Source organism: Burkholderia sp. HAN2018 (assembly GCF_024704855.1).
In the GTDB taxonomy this organism is placed as follows: Bacteria; Pseudomonadota; Gammaproteobacteria; order Burkholderiales; family Burkholderiaceae; genus Burkholderia; species Burkholderia cepacia.
In genome coordinates, this window is record NZ_QOBB01000171.1 from 1 (window position 1) to 16,229 (window position 16,229).

The following is a 16,229-nucleotide window of genomic DNA, read 5'->3' on the forward strand; positions in this document are numbered from 1 at the left end:
CCCGCCGACAACCCGGGCGCGGTGGCCTGCCCGGGCGGCGTCGAGAAGAACTCGGACGCGAGCCGCGCAAGCGTCGCGGGATCGGGCAAGCCGGCCGGCAACGGCGCGTGCGGCAGCGCGTGCGCGTCGCCGCCGGCCAGGCCGGGATTAACGGTAGGTGTCGGGATAGTCATGGAACTTGGCGATTTCGACGTCATCGAGGACAGCCAGCGCATCCGGCGAATGGACCGCGAGCGAGCAATACAGCGAGATCAGGTACGACGCGATCGCCTGGTTGTTGATCCCCATGAAGCGCACCGACAGGCCCGGCCCTTGCTCGCCGGCGACACCCGGCTGATAGAGGCCGACCACGCCCTGGCGCTTGTCGCCGACGCGCAGCAGCAGGATCTTGGTCTTGCCGTCCGCGACCGGCACCTTGTCCGACGGGATCAGCGGAATGCCGCGCCACGTCAGGAACTGCGAGCCGAACAGGCTGACCGTCGGCGGCGGCACGCCGCGCCGCGTGCATTCGCGGCCGAACGCGGCGATCGCGAGCGGGTGCGTGAGGAAGAACGCGGGCTCCTTCCACACCTTGGTCAGCAGCTCGTCGAGGTCGTCCGGCGTCGGCGCGCCCGTCAGCGGGAAGATCCGCTGGTCGTCGGTCACGTTCGCGAGCAGCCCGTAGTCGGGGTTGTTGATCAGCTGGCTTTCCTGCAGCTCCTTGATCGTCTCGATCGTCAGGCGCAGCTGTTCCTTGATCTGGTCATGAGGACTGCTGTAAAGATCGGAGATCCGCGTATGCACGTCGAGCACCGTGCTCACCGCGTTCAGGAAATACTCGCGCGGCTGTTCCTCGTACGGCACGAAGGTCTGCGGCAGCACGCTTTCGTCCTCGAGCTGCGTGCATGCGGCACGCACGGCTTCCGGGTTCTTCACCTGGTTCAGGCGATAGATGCCGGCCTCGACCGGCACCCATTGCAGCAGATGGGTCAGCCAGCGCGGTGTGATCGTGGAAAGCTGGGGGACGGTCTTGGTAGCGTTCGCTAGTTGGCGGGCGGCGTGATCGCTCAGCGCAGCCGCGCCGCTTGCAACGGTCGACATGTGTGGCTCCGGGTTCTTAAGATGAAAAACGGGATTGCTTATGACGCTGGGTGATTATCGGAAGCACGCACCTGCCGGCTCAACATGCTATAGCCGTCATGTCGCGTGCGACCGAAAGGGAAAGGTGACGAGGCGGCCTCAGGTGACGAACGTGCCCGGCAGCAGCGTCGAGATCGATACGTCGAACGCGCGCGCGATCTTGTCGGCCGTGACGATCGACGCGATCGCCTCGCCGCGCTCGATCTCGCCGACATACGAACGGTTCAGCCCCGCATGCTCGGCCAGCTGTTCCTGCGACCACGTGCGCGCTTCGCGCAGCCTGCGCACGTTGGCGCCGAAGTGATGGATGAGGTCGCTCATCGCGCCTCCTAGGCGACACGCGCCGCCGCGCGCGGCGTGACGTTCGTTTCGCTGCGCAGCACCGCCTGCGTGATGTTCTCGCCGGCCGGCACGTCCTGCGTGAGCCACACGTTGCCGCCGATCACCGCGCCGCGCCCGATCGTCACGCGGCCGAGGATCGTGGCGCCCGCGTAGATCACCACGTCGTCCTCGACGATCGGATGCCGTGCGAGCCCTTTCTCGAGATGGCCGGCCGCGTCGCGCGGAAAGCGTTTCGCGCCGAGCGTGACGGCCTGGTACACGCGCACGCGCTCGCCGATTATCGCCGTCTCGCCGATCACGACGCCGGTGCCGTGGTCGATGAAGAAGCCCGCGCCGATGCGCGCGCCCGGATGAATGTCGATGCCGGTCTCCGCATGCGCCTGTTCGGCGATGATCCGCGCGAGCAGCGGCAGGCCGAGCCCGTACAGCTCGTGCGCGAGCCGGTGGTGGATCATCGCGAGGATGCCCGGATAGCACAGCAGCACCTCGTCGACGCTGCCGGCCGCCGGATCGCCGTGGAACGCGGCCAGCACGTCGCTGTCGAGCAGCCGGCGGATCTCGGGCAGGCGCGCGGCGAACGCCTGCACGGCCGTCGACGCGACTTCGTCGACATGATCGACCGGCCCGTCGGCATTGCGCTGCCGCGCCGCGTAGCGCAATTCCAGCTTCACCTGCGCGAGCAACGCGTTCAGCGCCGCGTCGAGCGCATGGGCCACATGGAAGTTCTCGCTCTCCTGGCGCAGCTCGGGCGGCCCGAGCCGCATCGGGAACAGCACGCCCTTCAGCGCGCCGATGATCTGCGCGAGCGCTTCGCGCGCCGGCAGGTCGCGCCCGCCCGGTTCGAGCGAGCGCCGCTGCTTCTCGCGCCATGCACGGCGTACGGTCTGCAGCGATTGAACGATGTCGTCGATGTCGAATGCGGCCATGCTGCGTTCTCCCTGTCTCGGCCGTGAATCAGTCCTGTGCCCACGGCAGGCCGCGGAAGCGCCAACCGTTGCTGACGCCGCGATGCTGCCGTTCGTCGAGGTCGCCCTCGAACCCTTCGAGCACGTTGAATACCTGCGTGAAGCCTCCCTTCGTCGCGGCCTCGGCCGCCTGCGCCGAGCGGTTGCCGCTACGGCACAACAGCAGCACGACGGCCGCCTTGCCCGTCTTCGCTTCCAGTTCGCGCACGAAGCGCGGATTGCGCGTCAGGCTCGTGCCGGTCGCCCACGGCACGTGCAGCGATTCCGGCACGTGGCCGACGAATTTCCGTTCCTCGGCGGTGCGCACGTCCACCAGCAGCGCATCGCCGGACGAGAACAGCGCCCACGCGACTTCCGGCGCGACACCACCCGCATAGGGCGTACCGGCCGCCGCAGCGGCCGCGCGCGCGTCTTCGAGCGCCTGCTGCGCGGCAGTTCGTTCTTCCAGTTCAACCGTCATGACACTTCCTTGTTTTCGCGGATTCGTATGAACAAAAACACCGGGAATTCGGCCGTTGCAGCTTGCGTGCTGTCTATAGCCGTCAGCGCCACTATGCGAGGGCGGCCGGGGAAGCTGAACCAATAAAAATTCATTTCCTAATCAGCGTTGCGGGGAATGCAATAGCAGACGCGCGCTATCGGCGCGGGCTCGCGGGTGAGCAGGACAGGCGCAATGGTGGCCGTTCGATGTCGCGCATCGAAGGTGTTCGAAAGGAATCGCGGGAGACGATCAACGCGGCGGGTGGCGCGTTGGGATGGAAGCGGAAATGGAATGCAGGCGCTGGCGCGCCTGCATGGATGATGCAAGAAATCCGGCTGCCGGCAGGCGTCTGCACGATGCCTGACGGGCATCGCCGACGCATTCGCTTGTGCGTCTGCCGGTCACTGTACCGGGTCGACCGGCGCAACCGGCACGCCGCGCGCTTCGATGTCGCGCCCGGCGAGCAGGCACAGATCCTCGCGATGGTGCGCGGCGACCACCTGCACGCCGACCGGCACGCCATTCTCGAGCGACGTCGTCACGGCGAGCCCCGGCAGCCCCATCGCCGGCAGCGCGCGCAACGTGAGCTGCGCCTCCCACACGCGATCGAACCCGTCCTGCCCCTGCCGGTCGAGATCGTCCGGGAACGGCAGCTCCGACGACACCGGCAGCAACACGACCGCATATTCATCGAGAAACAGCCGCCACTGTCGCGTCAGCGTCGTACGCCGGACGAGCGCGCGGCCGATCACATCGGCCGGCAGGTCGCGCACCTTGCCGCGCACGGCCTCGACCACCGCCGCCGCGCCCGGATCGCCGTCGCCGGCAACCGCGTTCGCCAGTGCATCGAAACCGTCGCCGAGCCAGAGCTGCTCCTGCAACAGTGCGGCCTCACGCATCGGCGGTGTGTCATCGATCTCGTCGACGGTCCAGCCCGCATCGACCAGACGTCGCGCGGCATCGCGCAACGCGGCCTCGACTTCGGGCACGACCTGCAGGCCGCCCGGCCGCACGCACAGTGCCGCGCGCTTCGGCACCTCGCACCCGTCGAACGGCACCGCCACGTGCCACGGGTCGCGTGGGTCGGGCGCGGCGAACGCCCGCAGCGCGAGCGCGAGATCGTCGATCGTGCGTGCAATCGGGCCCGCCGTCGACATCAACTGCGCACCGATCGCCCGCTCGGGCGACGACGCGTTGAACGCCGGCACGCGCCCGAGCGACGGCCGGATTCCGTGCACGCCGCATGCGTAGGCGGGGTAACGCACCGAGCCGCCGATGTCGGTGCCGACGGCAAGCGGGCCGATTCCCGCGGCCACGGCCGCCGCCGCGCCGCCGCTCGATCCGCCCGGCGTCAGCGACGGATGGCGCGGATTGCGCGTGTGGCCGTGCACGAGATTCGACGTGAACCAGCGCAGCGCGAACGTCGGCGAATTGGTGCGGCCGAGCAGGATCGCGCCGGCTTTTCTGAGGTTGCCGACCACCGGGCTGTCGGCATGCGCGATCAGGTTCTCCTGCAGGCGCGTGCCGTTCGTCGTCGCGAAACCCGCCTGGTCGACGTTGATCTTCACGGTGACGGGCACGCCCGCGAGCGGCCCCGGATCGTCGCCGCGCGCGATCGCGCGATCGACTTCGTCGGCCTGACGCCGCACGTCGTCGGGCCGGTGTTCGATCACCGCGTTGATCGCCGGATTCACCGCGTCGAGACGATCGAGCACGGCGTCCGCCACTTCGCGCGCGGACACGTCGCGATGCCGGACGCGTTTCGCGAGTTCGGTTGCCGGCAGTTGCCACAGTTGCGTCATGACTCCTCCTCGTGAAAAGACATCTCCGTCACTCGCGCCACCGCGCTTCCCTGCGAAAGCGCGGCGCCGCGTTCACTCACTGCGCATCCTGCTTCGCGCGTTCCGCCGCCGCGATGATCGCGTCGGCCACGGCCTTCGGCTGGCTCAGCATCGACACATGGCTGCCGTTCACGCGCGCGACCGTCGCGCCGATCCGCTTCGCCATCGTTTCCTGCAGCGTCGGATCGATCATCCTGTCCTGCGTCGCGACGACGAACGTCGACGGCTTCACATGCCACGCGGCTTGCGTGACCTTCTCCGAAATGCACCCGCCGTACCACGGCCCCTGGGTCGCCGCGACGATGCGCTGCTGCGCGGGCGGCAGGTCCGGCGCGAAATCCTGCGCGATCGCCTTGTCCGACAACGTGGCGAAGCCGCCCGCGTCCTTGCGGAGTTCGCCGGCCCATGCGGGTGCCGGCAGCCCCTGCGTGACGTCCGCGATCGACTGGCCGTTGTCGGGTGCGAACGCGGCGACGTACACGAGCGACTTCACCTTGTCGTTGTTGCCCGCGTCGCTGATCACGACGCCGGCCCACGAATGGCCGACCAGCACGACCGGCCCCTTCTGCTCGTCGATCGCGCGCTTCGTCGCGGCTGCATCGTCGGCGAGCGAGCTCAGCGGATTCTGCACCGACACCACGTGCAGCCCGCGCGCCTCGAGCAGCGGAATCACGCGGTTCCAGCTCGACCCGTCGGCGAATGCGCCGTGCACGAGCACGACGTTCGTGCCTTTCAGGTCATCCTTCTGCGCAGCCTGCACCGCGACCGCACCGAACAGTCCGCCGATCACGGCGGCGGACACCAGAACGCGTTTCATCAAACCGGCCATCGTTTTACTCCTTGCTCTGTTGTGTTGTTTGAACGTGCCGCGGTAGCGGCTGCGCCTGCGCACGAGGCAGGCGCGGCTCCGGATCACGAATGCGCGTACAGGTCGTCGTATGCGTTCGGCGCGGAATGCGCTTGCGCCGCGTCGCGATGGCCGGCACGCGTCGATGCGTCGGCCACGTTGTCGTCTTGCGACTTCGACGGGCCGTTCTGGTCGGAACGCGCGACCTGCAGCGCGGCGGCGACGTCTTCCGGGTAATGCGGTTCGCTACGCGCCGGGTTGTAGCCGGCCTGTTCCAGGCGGACGAGTTCGGCGCGCACGTCGGCACGCGTGAGGCCGTGTCCGGTGTCGGCAAACGACAGGGCGGGGATGGCGGCGAGGACGGCAACGGCGAGGATGCGAGCGGCTTTCATGAGGGTTCTCCTTGAAGGAAGTAGGTCGGTCGATCATTCGGCATCCGATCCAGATCGTCTGGCATCGAACGTTTCCTGCATGTCGACAGTAGAACCCGCCCACGTATCCGGCATGTTTCCGGAACCGGGGCTTTCTGCATGCCAGTTTTTCAGGAACGGCCGCAGATACAGTGCGATACAAACCGGGCTACCGCATCGTTCATGGCCCGCTCCGCTGACGTTCTCCACGAAAGCACACCCACCATGAAAAAAGGCGTGCCACGCATGGCACGCCTTTCCGTCGAACATATCGAACCGGGTACGTCACGGCGCCAGCCGCGTGAACACGTAGTCGTGATTCTTCACCCGCGCCTGGTGGCACGCAAAGCACGTCTGATGCTGGCCGATATCGGCCGGCACGCCGTTGATGAACCGCCCGAAGCCCCAGCCGCCCGTCGACGCATAGCGGCGCGAGTCCTTCACCATCACCTGCACGGTCGTCGCCTGTCCGGGCACCGTCGCCGGCGCGAACTCGTCGGACTGCTTGCGCTTGTACGCGAGTTTCACCAGGATCGTGCCGTCCGGAAACGGCAGTGTCGCCTGCTCGAGCGCACGGATCGCGACGGGATTGCCGAGCACGACACGCAGTTCATCGAGCGGCGCGGCTTCTTCGGCCGGGGCGACCATTTCCCACTTCCGGTAGCCGGGCGGGATCGTCACGCCGTAAATCGGCGACGCGGCGGCGGCAGCCGGCTTCGGCTGCTCCGCGAACGCGGCCGGGCCGCTCGCCGACCACGCGCCGGCCAGCAGCACGCCCGCGACGAACCCGCGACGCACGCCACCCATGCGCGCCCGCATCACAGGTGCTCCACTTGCAGGATCGCATCCGCGAACGCCTGCGGCGCTTCCTGCGGCAGGTTGTGGCCGATGCCGCCGGTGATCGTGCGGTGCTGGTACTTGCCGGTGAACTTCTTCGCGTACGCGGCCGGCTCCGGATGCGGCGCGCCGTTCGCATCGCCTTCCATCGTGATCGTCGGCACCGTAATCGCAGGGCCTGCCGCAAGGCGCCGCTCGAGGTCGTCGTATTGCGCCTCGCCCTTCGCGAGCCCGAGACGCCAGCGATAGTTGTGGATCACGACGGCCACGTGATCGGGGTTCTGGAACGACGCGGCCGTGCGCGCGTAGGTTTCGTCGGAGAACTGCCATTTCGGCGATGCGAGCTGCCAGATCAGCTTGTTGAACGCATCGCGGTTCGCCGCGTAGCCCAGCGCGCCGCGCTCGGTCGTGAAGTAGAACTGATACCACCACTGGAATTCGGCCTGCGGCGGCAGCGGCTTGCGGTTCGCCTCCTGGCTGCCGATCAGGTAGCCGCTCACCGACACCAGCGCTTTCACGCGCTGCGGCCACAGCGCCGCGATGATGTCGGCCGTGCGCGCGCCCCAGTCGTAGCCGCCGAACACCGCGCGGTCGATCTTCAGCGCATCCATCAGCGCAATGATGTCGACGGCCGTCACGGCCTGCTGGCCGTTGCGCACCGTGTCGGCCGAACGGAACGTCGTCGACCCGTAGCCGCGCAGGTAAGGCACGATCACGCGGTAGCCGGCCGCGACGAGCAGCGGCGCGACTTCCGCATAGCTGTAGATGTCGTACGGCCAGCCGTGCAGCAGGAACACGACCGGGCCGTTCTTCGGCCCGAGATCCGCATACCCGACGTTGAGCACGCCCGCGTCGATCTGGTGGATCGTGCCCAGCGACGCGACGCCGGCCGCGCGCTTCGCAGGCGCTGCATCGGGCGCCGACTGCGCGTGCGCCAGGGCGCTGAAGCCGAGGTCGGCGAGGCTGAGGCTCGCCAGCGTCGTACCCAGGATCAGGCGGCGGCGGGTGTTCACGGTTTCGGGCATGGCTCGTTCTCCAGTGTCGATCGCTAAGGAAGGTGACCCGCGGCACGTGCGGGCACTCGGGAATCTGCGTTCTCGGCAGCGGCGCATGGCATCGCGCCGCCGTGTGAATCGCTTCACCGGTTTTATACCCGAGCCCTGGCGAGGCTTTGTATCCCAACGTATCTGTCGGCGAACACGACACACGACGATTCAAAAATCGGGCGGGAATGCGGGTTCGCGGGGGGCCATGTGCCACGCGCCGGCCTGCCCCGGCGATGGCGTGGCCACGCACCGCCTCTCGCTTCGGCGCCGAAACGCGGCGATACTACGCCGCTTGCCGTGACAACCCGCCCGATTGCAGGTGACCAATTTGACCGATGCCGACGAACAAGACGCTCCCGTGCGACAGGCGGGCACGAACGGGCCGCCGCTCTGGCTCGCGACCATCCTGACCGCGTTCGGGCTTGCGGCGCTCCTGCTCGCGTGGTTCTCCGGATACGCCACCGCCTACTGCGACACGCTTGGCGATGCCGTCGTCTGGGTCGTGTTTGTCACGGCGGCTTTCGTTTTTGCCGCCTTCAGGTACAACTGGAACATTTTTCCGGTCGGGCTGGTTGCCTGCATCGCGCTCGCCGCGGTCGTCCGGCGGCTTCCGCGTTTCAAGGTCACCTGGCGTCGATTTTTGATCGTGCTGCCTTGTGTCTATGCCGCGATGACGCTTTTCACGTGGCTGAGGGACGTACACGGCACGTGCCGGATCATCTGAAGGTGACCGCCCCACCCCGCCGATGAACACCGGCCGCATGCCGGCCGGCCCGCATTCACCGCTCGAACCACGCCGCTGCACAAAGCCGTTCAGTCCTTCCGGTCCGGCAGGATATGCGCGCGAATCGAGCGGCCCCGCCACGAGATGTGATCGATCCGGGCGCGCAGCGTGTAAAGCGCCACCGACGACAGCGTGTCGAACCGAAGCAGTGCGATGGGGGTGCCGATCCCGGCCGGCACGCGCTCGATCGCATCGAACAGCGGGAATCCATGCCGCGCCAGGAACGCGCCGACCTCGTCGTCGCGCGCGTGTTCTTCGACATTGACCAGCAGTAGTTCAGCCATGAGGATTCCTTGCTCGTTCGCCCGTCACCCGATCAGCCGGTGCGTATGGCGCGCGATCATCAGCTCTTCGTCGGTCGGGATCACCCACGCCGATACGCGGCTCGATGCCGTCGTGATCAGCGGCCCGTCCGTGCCGTTCGCGTCGACATCGATCTCGACGCCGAGCCACGCCGCGCGGCGCAGCACCCCTTCGCGAACCGCCGCCGCGTGCTCGCCGATCCCCGCCGTGAACACGACGGCGTCGATGCCCTCCATCGCGGCCGCAAGCGAACCGAGTTCGCGCGCGATGCGGTAGACGTACAGCTCGATGGCGAAGCGTGCGTGCGGGTCGTCGCTCGCGAGCAGGGTGCGCATGTCGCTCGACAGGCCGGACACGCCGAGCAACCCGGAACGCCGATAGAGCAGATCCTCGACGGCGCGCACGTCCATCCCGAGTGCTTCCATCAGGAAGATCACGACGCCCGGATCGAGGCTGCCGCAACGCGTGCCCATCGGCAGCCCGTCGAGCGCCGTGAACCCCATCGTGCTCGCGACGCTCTTGCCTGCCACGAGCGCGCACATGCTCGCGCCGTTGCCGAGATGGGCGACGACCGTGCGCCCGCGCGCCGCCGCCGGTGCGACCTCGGGCAGCACGCTCGCGATGTACTCGTACGAGAGCCCGTGAAAACCGTAACGGCGCACGCCCCGGCTGGTGATCGACGCGGGCAGCGCGAACGCCTGGGTCACCGCGGGCTGCGTGCAGTGAAACGCCGTGTCGAAGCAGGCCACCTGCTCGACGCCGGGCTGCATCGTTTCGAGGATACGAATCGGCGTCAGGTTGTGCGGCTGATGCAACGGCGCGAGCGGGGTGAGTTTTTCCAGCTCGGCCACGATCTCGGGCGTGACGCGCACCGGGCCGCTGAAGCGTTGCCCGCCGTGCACGACGCGATGGCCCACCGCCGCGAGACGGTGCCCTTCCTGATGCGCGCCCAGGAACGCGGCGATCTGCTCGAGCCCTTCCTGATGGCCGAACGTATCGCCGCCGGCCCATTGTCGTTCGTGACGCTCCGCGTGGCGGTCGACGGCGCTGAAGTGCGCCGTGGCCGTGTACAGGCCCTCGACCTGGCCATGCACGATCAGGCCGAGCGTGTCGCCGTGCACGTCGAATGCGGAAAACTTGATGCTCGACGAGCCGGCATTCAACACCAGAATCACGTCTGCCATGGCGTCACCCCGCGCGCCGGGCCGCTTCGCGCTGCACGTTCGCGACGAGCATCGCGACCGCACAGGAAGCCAGCCGGGTGATCAACGAATCAGCACGACTCGTCAGGATGACCGGCACGCGCGCGCCGAGCACGATGCCGGCCGCATCCGCGCCGGCCAGGAACGACAGGCTCTTGGCGAGCATGTTGCCCGCTTCGAGGTTCGGCACCATCAGCACGTTCGCGTGCCCGGCCACCGGCGAATCGATCTGCTTGATGCGCGCGGCTTCGGGATCGATCGCGTTGTCGAGCGCCAGCGGGCCGTCGACGAGCGCGCCGGTGATCTGCCGCCGATCCACCATCTTGCACAGCGCGGCGGCTTCGAGCGTCGACGGCACTTTCGGGTTGACCGTCTCCATGGCCGAGAGGATCGCCACACGGACCTGCGGAAAATCCAGCGCATGCGCGAGATCGATCGCGCTCTGCAGGATGTCGACCTTTTCCTCGAGCGTCGGCGCGATATTGATTGCCGCGTCGGTCACGATCAGCGGATCGGCGTGCGCGGGCACGTCCATCACGAAGCAATGGCTGATGCGCCGGCCCGTGCGCAACCCGGAATCGTGCCGCACCACTTCGGCCATGAGTTCGTCGGTGTGAAGGCTGCCCTTCATCAGCGCGGACGCGCGGCCGTCGCGTACGAGCCGCACCGCCGCCGCTGCCGACGCCTCGCTGTACGGCGCATCGACGATCTCGTAGTCGCCGATCGGTAGCTGCAACTCCGCGGCGGTCGCTTCGATACGCGCACGCGGGCCGACCAGGATCGGCTCGATCAGCCCCTTGCGCGCCGCCTCCAGCGCGCCCTCGAGCGAGCTTCGATCGCACGGATGCGCGACGGCCGTCGGCATCGGCGCGAGCGCCTGGCAGTGTTCGATGAGGCGGCGATATTTCTCGTGTCGGGTTTCCATTGCGGTTCCTCGCTGTCCGTCACTGCACGCGTTCGAGTGTCGCCAGCGGCCCCCTGGCCGGTAGCGTGGCAGGCGGCGCGCCCAGTACCGCGCGAATGCGTTGCAGCGCCGCCCACTGTTGCTCGCTCACCGACGCGCTTTGCACGCGCGCGTCGCCCAGCAGCTTGTCCAGCAGCGTCAGCAGCCGCTGGCGGTCCTCCGGCCGGGCAAGCAGCACCGGCAGCGCGGCGACGGCCTGTTGGGGCGCGTAAGTCGCGATGATCTCCTGCTCGCCATAGATGCGCCGCCACTGGTCGGGCGGCAGGTTCGGCAGGTATTCGGCGTAGGTTTCGGCAAGCTCGCGCTCGGTCGCAAGCTGCGCCAGCGGAAACGGTTCGCCGCTGCGCTCGAGCAGAAACGCCGCGCGCGCAACCGCTTCGGTGTAGCCGCCACGCTCGATCGACGCGAGCGCCGCCTTCACGAACGGCAGGTCGCGGGGGTCCGCCGCCGCCGGCGCAGCAGCGTGACGGTCGCGATACTGCTCCCCGAAATGAAGCATGGCCGGCTGGGTGTACAGCGAGAAGAACAGCGACTCGATGCTTGCATCGCGCATCGCGCGGAAACAATCGAGCGACGCGCTGACGATATCCGAGCCACGCCGTTCGAGCTTGCGCCACGGCTCGATATCGTCGGCCGGCTGGCGGTGGGCCCTGACCATGTCGGCGGCGGGCTTCAGCCAGCGAAGCCAGGGATTCAGGTCCGAAAACGCCCAGCGCTGGAAGCGCAGCGGATGAAAGTCGCGCAACAGGTGCGCCGTGGTCTCGTTCGATGCCTGCTGCACGTATGGCTGCATGAACAGTTCATACGCGCGCTGCGTGAATTCGGACAGCGCGGCGACGGCCTCGAACGCTTGCTCGTCCTTGCGCCCGAAGCGGTTGAAGTATTGCGCGATCTCTTCCAGACGGTGCTCGGCGAAGGTGACGTCGTACGTGACCTTCCCGTCGGCGCCCTTTACCTCCTCGATCGACATCGCATAGAGGCCGGGCGGCAGCGTTTCGACGGCATCCAGCACGCTGACGATCTGCGCGTGCTCCTTCTTCGCGACCTTGCCGGACACGAAGATGCCGAGATGCCCCACGTCCTCTTCCACCAACCCGATGATGACCTGCCCGCGCGACTTGATCTCCTCCGTGCTGCCGTAGATGTCCGTGACCCAGTTGAACGCCTGCTGCGGCGGCGTGATGTTGTCGCCCATCGACGCGAACAGGATGATCGGCGAGCGGATCTCGCGCAGGTCGAACGCCTTGCCCGATCCGTCTTTCACTTCGCCGGACCAGAGCTTGTTGCCGATGAACAGGTTGCGCGTGATCCATTCGATCTCGTCGCGGTTCATCAGGTAGTAGCCGCCCCACCAGCGCTCGAACTCGAGGAAGCGCGGCGGCTCGGTGTCGATGTGGTCGTACACGTGGTAATACTTGTCCCACAACGTGTTCGCCGGGTTCAGGTTCTCGAAGTTCTGCACGAGATAGGCGCCGTCGAACTTGCCGTTGCCCAGGTCCGACGCGAACGACGCGAGCCACGTGCCGCCGAGTATGCCGCCGGCATAGCGCATCGGATTGTCGCCGGGCCCGTCGCTCCACGCGCCGCTCCAGTACGACATCGGGGCGCCGTTGATGACGATCGGGCCCGTATCGTCCGCCGACGAACTCGCGAGCATCATCGCGGCCCAGCCGCCCTGGCAGTTGCCGACGATGGCCGGCTTGAGGCTGTCCGGATGCAGCTCCCGCACTTTCCGGACGAACGCCTGTTCCGCGGCGCACACGTCGAGCAACGTCTGGCCGGGCTCGGGCTCCTGGAAGAACACGACGAAATACACGGGATGCCCCGCGCGCAACGCCACGCCGACTTGCGAATCGTCCTTGAAGCCGCCGATACCGGGGCCGTGCCCGGCACGCGGATCGATGATCAGGTAGGGCCGCTTGCCGGCGTCGACGATCACGCCATCCGGCGGCTGGATGTGAACGAGCGCGTAATTGACGGGCCGTGCGAACTGCCGGCCGTCGAGCACGACGTCGTAGTCGAAATGCAGCACCGGCTTGAGCCCCTCGGCCATGCGCTCGACATATTGCGTGCCGCGCTCGCGCAGCGTGTCCCAGAACAGCAGCGCGCGCTGTGCGGCGTCGACCGCGTAATGCCACGCGCTCAGCGGCGAGAACGGCATGGCAAACGAGGCGGCGCCCGGCTCCTGGCCGGGGCCGTCGCTGCCGTCGAGTGCTTCGCCCAACCGTTTCCCGTACTGTTCCAGCGCGTGCTGCGTGCGCTTTTGCAGGACGTGGACAATCTCCGTGGCGATCTCATGACTGCGCGCCAGTTGCGTGGCAGCATCCATAACACTGTTCTCCAGAGGGGCAAGGTGAATCTCGACGCATTCCGGGAGCGGCCGCCTCGCGTCAGCCGAGTACGTGCATCCCCGCGTCGATGTAGTGAATACCGCCGGTCATCGCGCGTGCGGCATCGCTGGCGAGAAAGGTGCACAGCGCACCGACGTCGTCGATGTCGAGCGGACGGCGCAATGGCGCACGCCGGGCGGTGTCGTCAAGCAGGTGATCGAAGTTCGGCAGCCCGGAGGCCGCCCGCGTGGCCAGTGCGCCGGGCGACACCGCATGCACGCGAATGCCGGCCGGCCCCAGTTCGACAGCGAGGTATCGGACGGTGGCCTCCAGCGCCGCCTTGACCGGCCCCATCACGCCGTACTCCGCGATGACCTGGTCGGCGCCGATATAGGTCATCGCCATCAGGCTTCCACCGGACGTCATCAACGGCTCGGCCAGTTTCGCCATCCTGATGAACGAGTGGCAGGAGGTATCCATCGCGAGGGCGAACCCTTCCGGCGAACTGTCGACGACCCGCCCGTGCAGATCGGCCCTGGGTGCATAGGCAACGGCATGCAACAGAAAATCGAGGCCGCCCCACTGTTCGCCGATCGTGTCGAACACCTCGCGCATCTGGTCGGCCCGGCTCACGTCGAGCGGCATCGCAATCGCCGGCTTCAGCTGGTCGAGCAGCGGCTCGATGTACGGCAACGCCCGGTCGGATTGCCAGGTCACCGCCAGCTCGGCACCCGCCGCATGAAAGGCGCGCGCACATCCCCACGCGATGCTCTGCTCGTTCGCCAGGCCGACGACGATGCCTCTTCGACCTTCAAGCGGGCGCATGCCATCGCAAGCCATGCGTGACTCGCGCACGTCGTTATTCGTCATCGCGAAACCTCGGGTCGTATTTTTTCACCGGGCGAAACCGTGAAAAAGCCGATTCGGCTTTTTGCCGCGTGCCAATAAACAGGATGATCCGTCCGCACTCAGGTGCAGTCGCGAATCATTGTATTGAGGGTTTCAATACATCAGGCAATTCACGCGACATATTTTGATTTTTATCAAAATCGCTTTTTAATCAAATAATTACGATGGAATGTTTCTTCCAGAAGGGGGCTGGTTCATCGATATGTCATTCAATCGTGAACGGAAGCGCCGTCCCGTTTCTGCTGTAAAACGGCCGCTTTGACGGGTGACGCCGGCAGCAATAACGACGCTACGGTGAATTCGGAAACGTGCACGACGGAAGCAAACGCCGGCCGCATCCGCACCGGCCCGCGTTCGCCCGTCCTTCCTCGCTTACACGCGCCGCAACGGCCGGAACCCGGCACGCACTTCACGCGCGAACAACTCCGGCTCCTCCCATGCCGCGAAATGCCCGCCCTTGTCGACTTCGTTGAAGTAGATCAGGTTGTGATAACTGCGCTCGGCCCAGCTGCGCGGCGCCTGGTAGATCTCGCCCGGAAACACCGTGATCGCGGCCGGCAACGCGATATCCACCGCGTTGAAGTTGTTCGAGTGATCCTCCCAGTAGATCTGCGCGGCGGACGTCGCGGTGTTCGTCAGCCAGTACAGCGAGATGTCGTCGAGAATCTCGTCGCGCGGGATCGAACGCTCGGGCACGCCGCCGCTATAAGTCCACTGCGAAATCTTGTCGTACATCCACGCGGCCTGCCCGGACGGCGAATCGGCGAGTGCATAGCCGACCGTCTGCGGGCGCGTGACCATCATTGCCGAGTAACCGCAGTTGTCGCGATAGAACGTCGCGAGCTTCTCGTACGCGGCCTTCTCCTTCGGCGACAGCGACGCCGGCGCGGGTGCATCGGTCGCGAGCAGCGTCGCGATATCCGGCGGCACCGTCGCCGGCATGTTCACGTGAATCCCGGCCAGGCCCTGCACGCGCTGCATCGCCATCCGGTGCGAGATCACCGAGCCGCAGTCGCCGCCCTGCGACACGAAGCGCGTATAACCGAGCCGCGCCATCAGCTCGCCCCACGCGCGCGCGATGTGGTCGGAACCCCAGCCGGTCTGCGTCGGCCGGCCCGAGAAGCCGAAGCCCGGCAACGACGGCACGACGACATGGAACGCATCGTCGGCGCTCGCGCCGTGCGCGGTCGGGTCGGTCAGCGGGCCGATCGCCTTCAGCAGCTCGAAGATCGAACCCGGCCAGCCGTGCGTCATGATCATCGGCATCGCGTTCTCGTGCCGCGAGCGCACGTGGATGAAATGAATGTCGAGCCCGTCGATTTCCGTGATGAACATCGGGAAACCGTTCAGGCGCGCCTCGCCCTTGCGCCAGTCGTAATCGGTGCCCCAGTAGCGCAGCAGCGCCTGCATGCGCGCCAGCCGCACACCCTGCGATTCGTCGGCGACGGTCTCGCGGCCCGGCCAGCGTGTTGCCGCGATGCGGCGGCGCAGGTCGGCGACGGCTTCGTCGGGAATGTGCGCGGTGAACGGGCGTATGCCGCTCGCGCCGGTCGCGGCATGCAGCGCCGTGGGCAGCATCGCCGAGACCCCGGCGGCCACGGACGTGGCAAGCAGGTGGCGACGCATCGGGGAAAACGGTGTGGAAGACATCGTTCGGCATCTCCTTTCGTGAAGTGGAAAGTGAACATGCCGCGCGCGGGGCCGCGCCTTCGCTTTCAAATCCGGCGCGCCCGGCTCACGCGGCGTCGCCCATTTGAAAGGTCTGATGTATCCCGGATTTGTCTGGTTTGTACGCGTTTGTAGCGGCGGCGCGGCGAGCGGCACGGCCGCTGCGGCCGCTGCGGCCGCT

At 67.1% G+C, this 16,229-nt stretch carries 16 protein-coding genes; 1 reads left to right on the plus strand and 15 read right to left on the minus strand.

Translation table 11 applies throughout. From position 1 onward, the window contains the following. Window positions 1-147: 147 nt before the first annotated feature. From DPV74_RS30225 to DPV74_RS30265, 9 genes are all read right to left on the minus strand, one after another. Window positions 148-1,080, minus strand: a complete 933-nt coding sequence (locus tag DPV74_RS30225; RefSeq protein WP_027790729.1) for a family 2A encapsulin nanocompartment shell protein — start codon at window positions 1,078-1,080, stop codon at window positions 148-150. A 138-nt stretch (window positions 1,081-1,218) separates the two neighbouring features. Continuing rightward, a complete protein-coding gene (locus DPV74_RS30230) occupies window positions 1,219-1,440 on the minus strand; it encodes a helix-turn-helix domain-containing protein (RefSeq protein WP_021156738.1) in 222 nt (73 codons plus the stop codon). A gap of 8 nt (window positions 1,441-1,448) precedes the next feature. Next, the gene (epsC, locus tag DPV74_RS30235; protein WP_119338525.1) at window positions 1,449-2,387 is read right to left on the minus strand and encodes a serine O-acetyltransferase EpsC; all 939 of its coding nucleotides are present in this window, start codon (window positions 2,385-2,387) and stop codon (window positions 1,449-1,451) included. Window positions 2,388-2,415: 28 nt separating this feature from the next. Further along, window positions 2,416-2,886 carry a rhodanese-like domain-containing protein gene (locus DPV74_RS30240; protein WP_059692885.1) on the minus strand — a complete coding sequence of 157 codons (471 nt, stop codon included), beginning with the start codon at window positions 2,884-2,886 and terminating at the stop codon, window positions 2,416-2,418. A 422-nt stretch (window positions 2,887-3,308) separates the two neighbouring features. Beyond that, the gene (locus DPV74_RS30245; protein WP_119338526.1) at window positions 3,309-4,709 is read right to left on the minus strand and encodes an amidase family protein; all 1,401 of its coding nucleotides are present in this window, start codon (window positions 4,707-4,709) and stop codon (window positions 3,309-3,311) included. A gap of 76 nt (window positions 4,710-4,785) precedes the next feature. Next, entirely contained in the window at window positions 4,786-5,577 is a 792-nt protein-coding gene (locus DPV74_RS30250; RefSeq protein ID WP_119338527.1) for an alpha/beta fold hydrolase, read from the minus strand. Between the two features lie 83 nt (window positions 5,578-5,660). Then, window positions 5,661-5,987 (minus strand): DUF4148 domain-containing protein, encoded by a 327-nt coding sequence (locus DPV74_RS30255; RefSeq protein WP_119338528.1) that lies wholly within the window; start codon window positions 5,985-5,987, stop codon window positions 5,661-5,663. 303 nt (window positions 5,988-6,290) lie between these two features. Further along, window positions 6,291-6,824, minus strand: a complete 534-nt coding sequence (locus tag DPV74_RS30260) for a cytochrome P460 family protein (protein WP_119338529.1) — start codon at window positions 6,822-6,824, stop codon at window positions 6,291-6,293. Beyond that, window positions 6,824-7,867: an alpha/beta fold hydrolase gene (locus DPV74_RS30265; protein ID WP_060085643.1), complete on the minus strand. Its 1,044-nt coding sequence runs from the start codon at window positions 7,865-7,867 to the stop codon at window positions 6,824-6,826. The genes DPV74_RS30260 and DPV74_RS30265 overlap by 1 nt, the downstream gene beginning before the upstream one ends. Before the next feature lie 340 nt (window positions 7,868-8,207). Here DPV74_RS30265 and DPV74_RS30270 point away from each other — a divergent pair, with 340 nt between their 5' ends. Then, window positions 8,208-8,612, plus strand: a complete 405-nt coding sequence (locus tag DPV74_RS30270) for a hypothetical protein (RefSeq protein WP_162923176.1) — start codon at window positions 8,208-8,210, stop codon at window positions 8,610-8,612. An 89-nt stretch (window positions 8,613-8,701) separates the two neighbouring features. On the opposite strand, the gene DPV74_RS30275 is transcribed toward DPV74_RS30270, so the two are convergent. The 6 genes from DPV74_RS30275 to DPV74_RS30300 form a co-directional block, all read right to left on the minus strand. Next, on the minus strand, window positions 8,702-8,956 hold the full coding sequence (locus DPV74_RS30275) for a hypothetical protein (RefSeq protein ID WP_060085645.1): 255 nt from the start codon (window positions 8,954-8,956) through the stop codon (window positions 8,702-8,704). A 24-nt stretch (window positions 8,957-8,980) separates the two neighbouring features. Next, window positions 8,981-10,159, minus strand: a complete 1,179-nt coding sequence (locus tag DPV74_RS30280; protein ID WP_119338532.1) for an acetate/propionate family kinase — start codon at window positions 10,157-10,159, stop codon at window positions 8,981-8,983. A 4-nt stretch (window positions 10,160-10,163) separates the two neighbouring features. Further along, window positions 10,164-11,102 (minus strand): phosphate acetyltransferase, encoded by a 939-nt coding sequence (locus tag DPV74_RS30285; RefSeq protein ID WP_119338533.1) that lies wholly within the window; start codon window positions 11,100-11,102, stop codon window positions 10,164-10,166. Between the two features lie 19 nt (window positions 11,103-11,121). Further along, window positions 11,122-13,470 carry a DUF3141 domain-containing protein gene (locus DPV74_RS30290; protein WP_119338534.1) on the minus strand — a complete coding sequence of 783 codons (2,349 nt, stop codon included), beginning with the start codon at window positions 13,468-13,470 and terminating at the stop codon, window positions 11,122-11,124. 61 nt (window positions 13,471-13,531) lie between these two features. Next, a complete protein-coding gene (gene fabI, locus DPV74_RS30295; RefSeq protein ID WP_370448770.1) occupies window positions 13,532-14,341 on the minus strand; it encodes an enoyl-ACP reductase FabI in 810 nt (269 codons plus the stop codon). 411 nt (window positions 14,342-14,752) lie between these two features. After that, on the minus strand, window positions 14,753-16,030 hold the full coding sequence (locus tag DPV74_RS30300; protein ID WP_021156719.1) for an epoxide hydrolase family protein: 1,278 nt from the start codon (window positions 16,028-16,030) through the stop codon (window positions 14,753-14,755). Window positions 16,031-16,229 lie beyond the last annotated feature (199 nt).

What these genes read in the sequence shown, in the direction of transcription:
- fabI (WP_370448770.1), bottom strand. Translation starts at nt 14,341, where the DNA reads ATGACGAATAACGACGTGCGCGAGTCACGCATGGCTTGCGATGGCATG.
- DPV74_RS30265 (WP_060085643.1), bottom strand. Translation starts at nt 7,867, where the DNA reads ATGCCCGAAACCGTGAACACCCGCCGCCGCCTGATCCTGGGTACGACG.
- DPV74_RS30250 (WP_119338527.1), bottom strand. Translation starts at nt 5,577, where the DNA reads ATGGCCGGTTTGATGAAACGCGTTCTGGTGTCCGCCGCCGTGATCGGC.
- DPV74_RS30240 (WP_059692885.1), bottom strand. Translation starts at nt 2,886, where the DNA reads ATGACGGTTGAACTGGAAGAACGAACTGCCGCGCAGCAGGCGCTCGAA.
- DPV74_RS30285 (WP_119338533.1), bottom strand. Translation starts at nt 11,102, where the DNA reads ATGGAAACCCGACACGAGAAATATCGCCGCCTCATCGAACACTGCCAG.
- DPV74_RS30230 (WP_021156738.1), bottom strand. Translation starts at nt 1,440, where the DNA reads ATGAGCGACCTCATCCATCACTTCGGCGCCAACGTGCGCAGGCTGCGC.
- epsC (WP_119338525.1), bottom strand. Translation starts at nt 2,387, where the DNA reads ATGGCCGCATTCGACATCGACGACATCGTTCAATCGCTGCAGACCGTA.
- DPV74_RS30275 (WP_060085645.1), bottom strand. Translation starts at nt 8,956, where the DNA reads ATGGCTGAACTACTGCTGGTCAATGTCGAAGAACACGCGCGCGACGAC.
- DPV74_RS30280 (WP_119338532.1), bottom strand. Translation starts at nt 10,159, where the DNA reads ATGGCAGACGTGATTCTGGTGTTGAATGCCGGCTCGTCGAGCATCAAG.
- DPV74_RS30300 (WP_021156719.1), bottom strand. Translation starts at nt 16,030, where the DNA reads ATGTCTTCCACACCGTTTTCCCCGATGCGTCGCCACCTGCTTGCCACG.
- DPV74_RS30260 (WP_119338529.1), bottom strand. Translation starts at nt 6,824, where the DNA reads ATGCGGGCGCGCATGGGTGGCGTGCGTCGCGGGTTCGTCGCGGGCGTG.
- DPV74_RS30255 (WP_119338528.1), bottom strand. Translation starts at nt 5,987, where the DNA reads ATGAAAGCCGCTCGCATCCTCGCCGTTGCCGTCCTCGCCGCCATCCCC.
- DPV74_RS30290 (WP_119338534.1), bottom strand. Translation starts at nt 13,470, where the DNA reads ATGGATGCTGCCACGCAACTGGCGCGCAGTCATGAGATCGCCACGGAG.
- DPV74_RS30245 (WP_119338526.1), bottom strand. Translation starts at nt 4,709, where the DNA reads ATGACGCAACTGTGGCAACTGCCGGCAACCGAACTCGCGAAACGCGTC.
- DPV74_RS30225 (WP_027790729.1), bottom strand. Translation starts at nt 1,080, where the DNA reads ATGTCGACCGTTGCAAGCGGCGCGGCTGCGCTGAGCGATCACGCCGCC.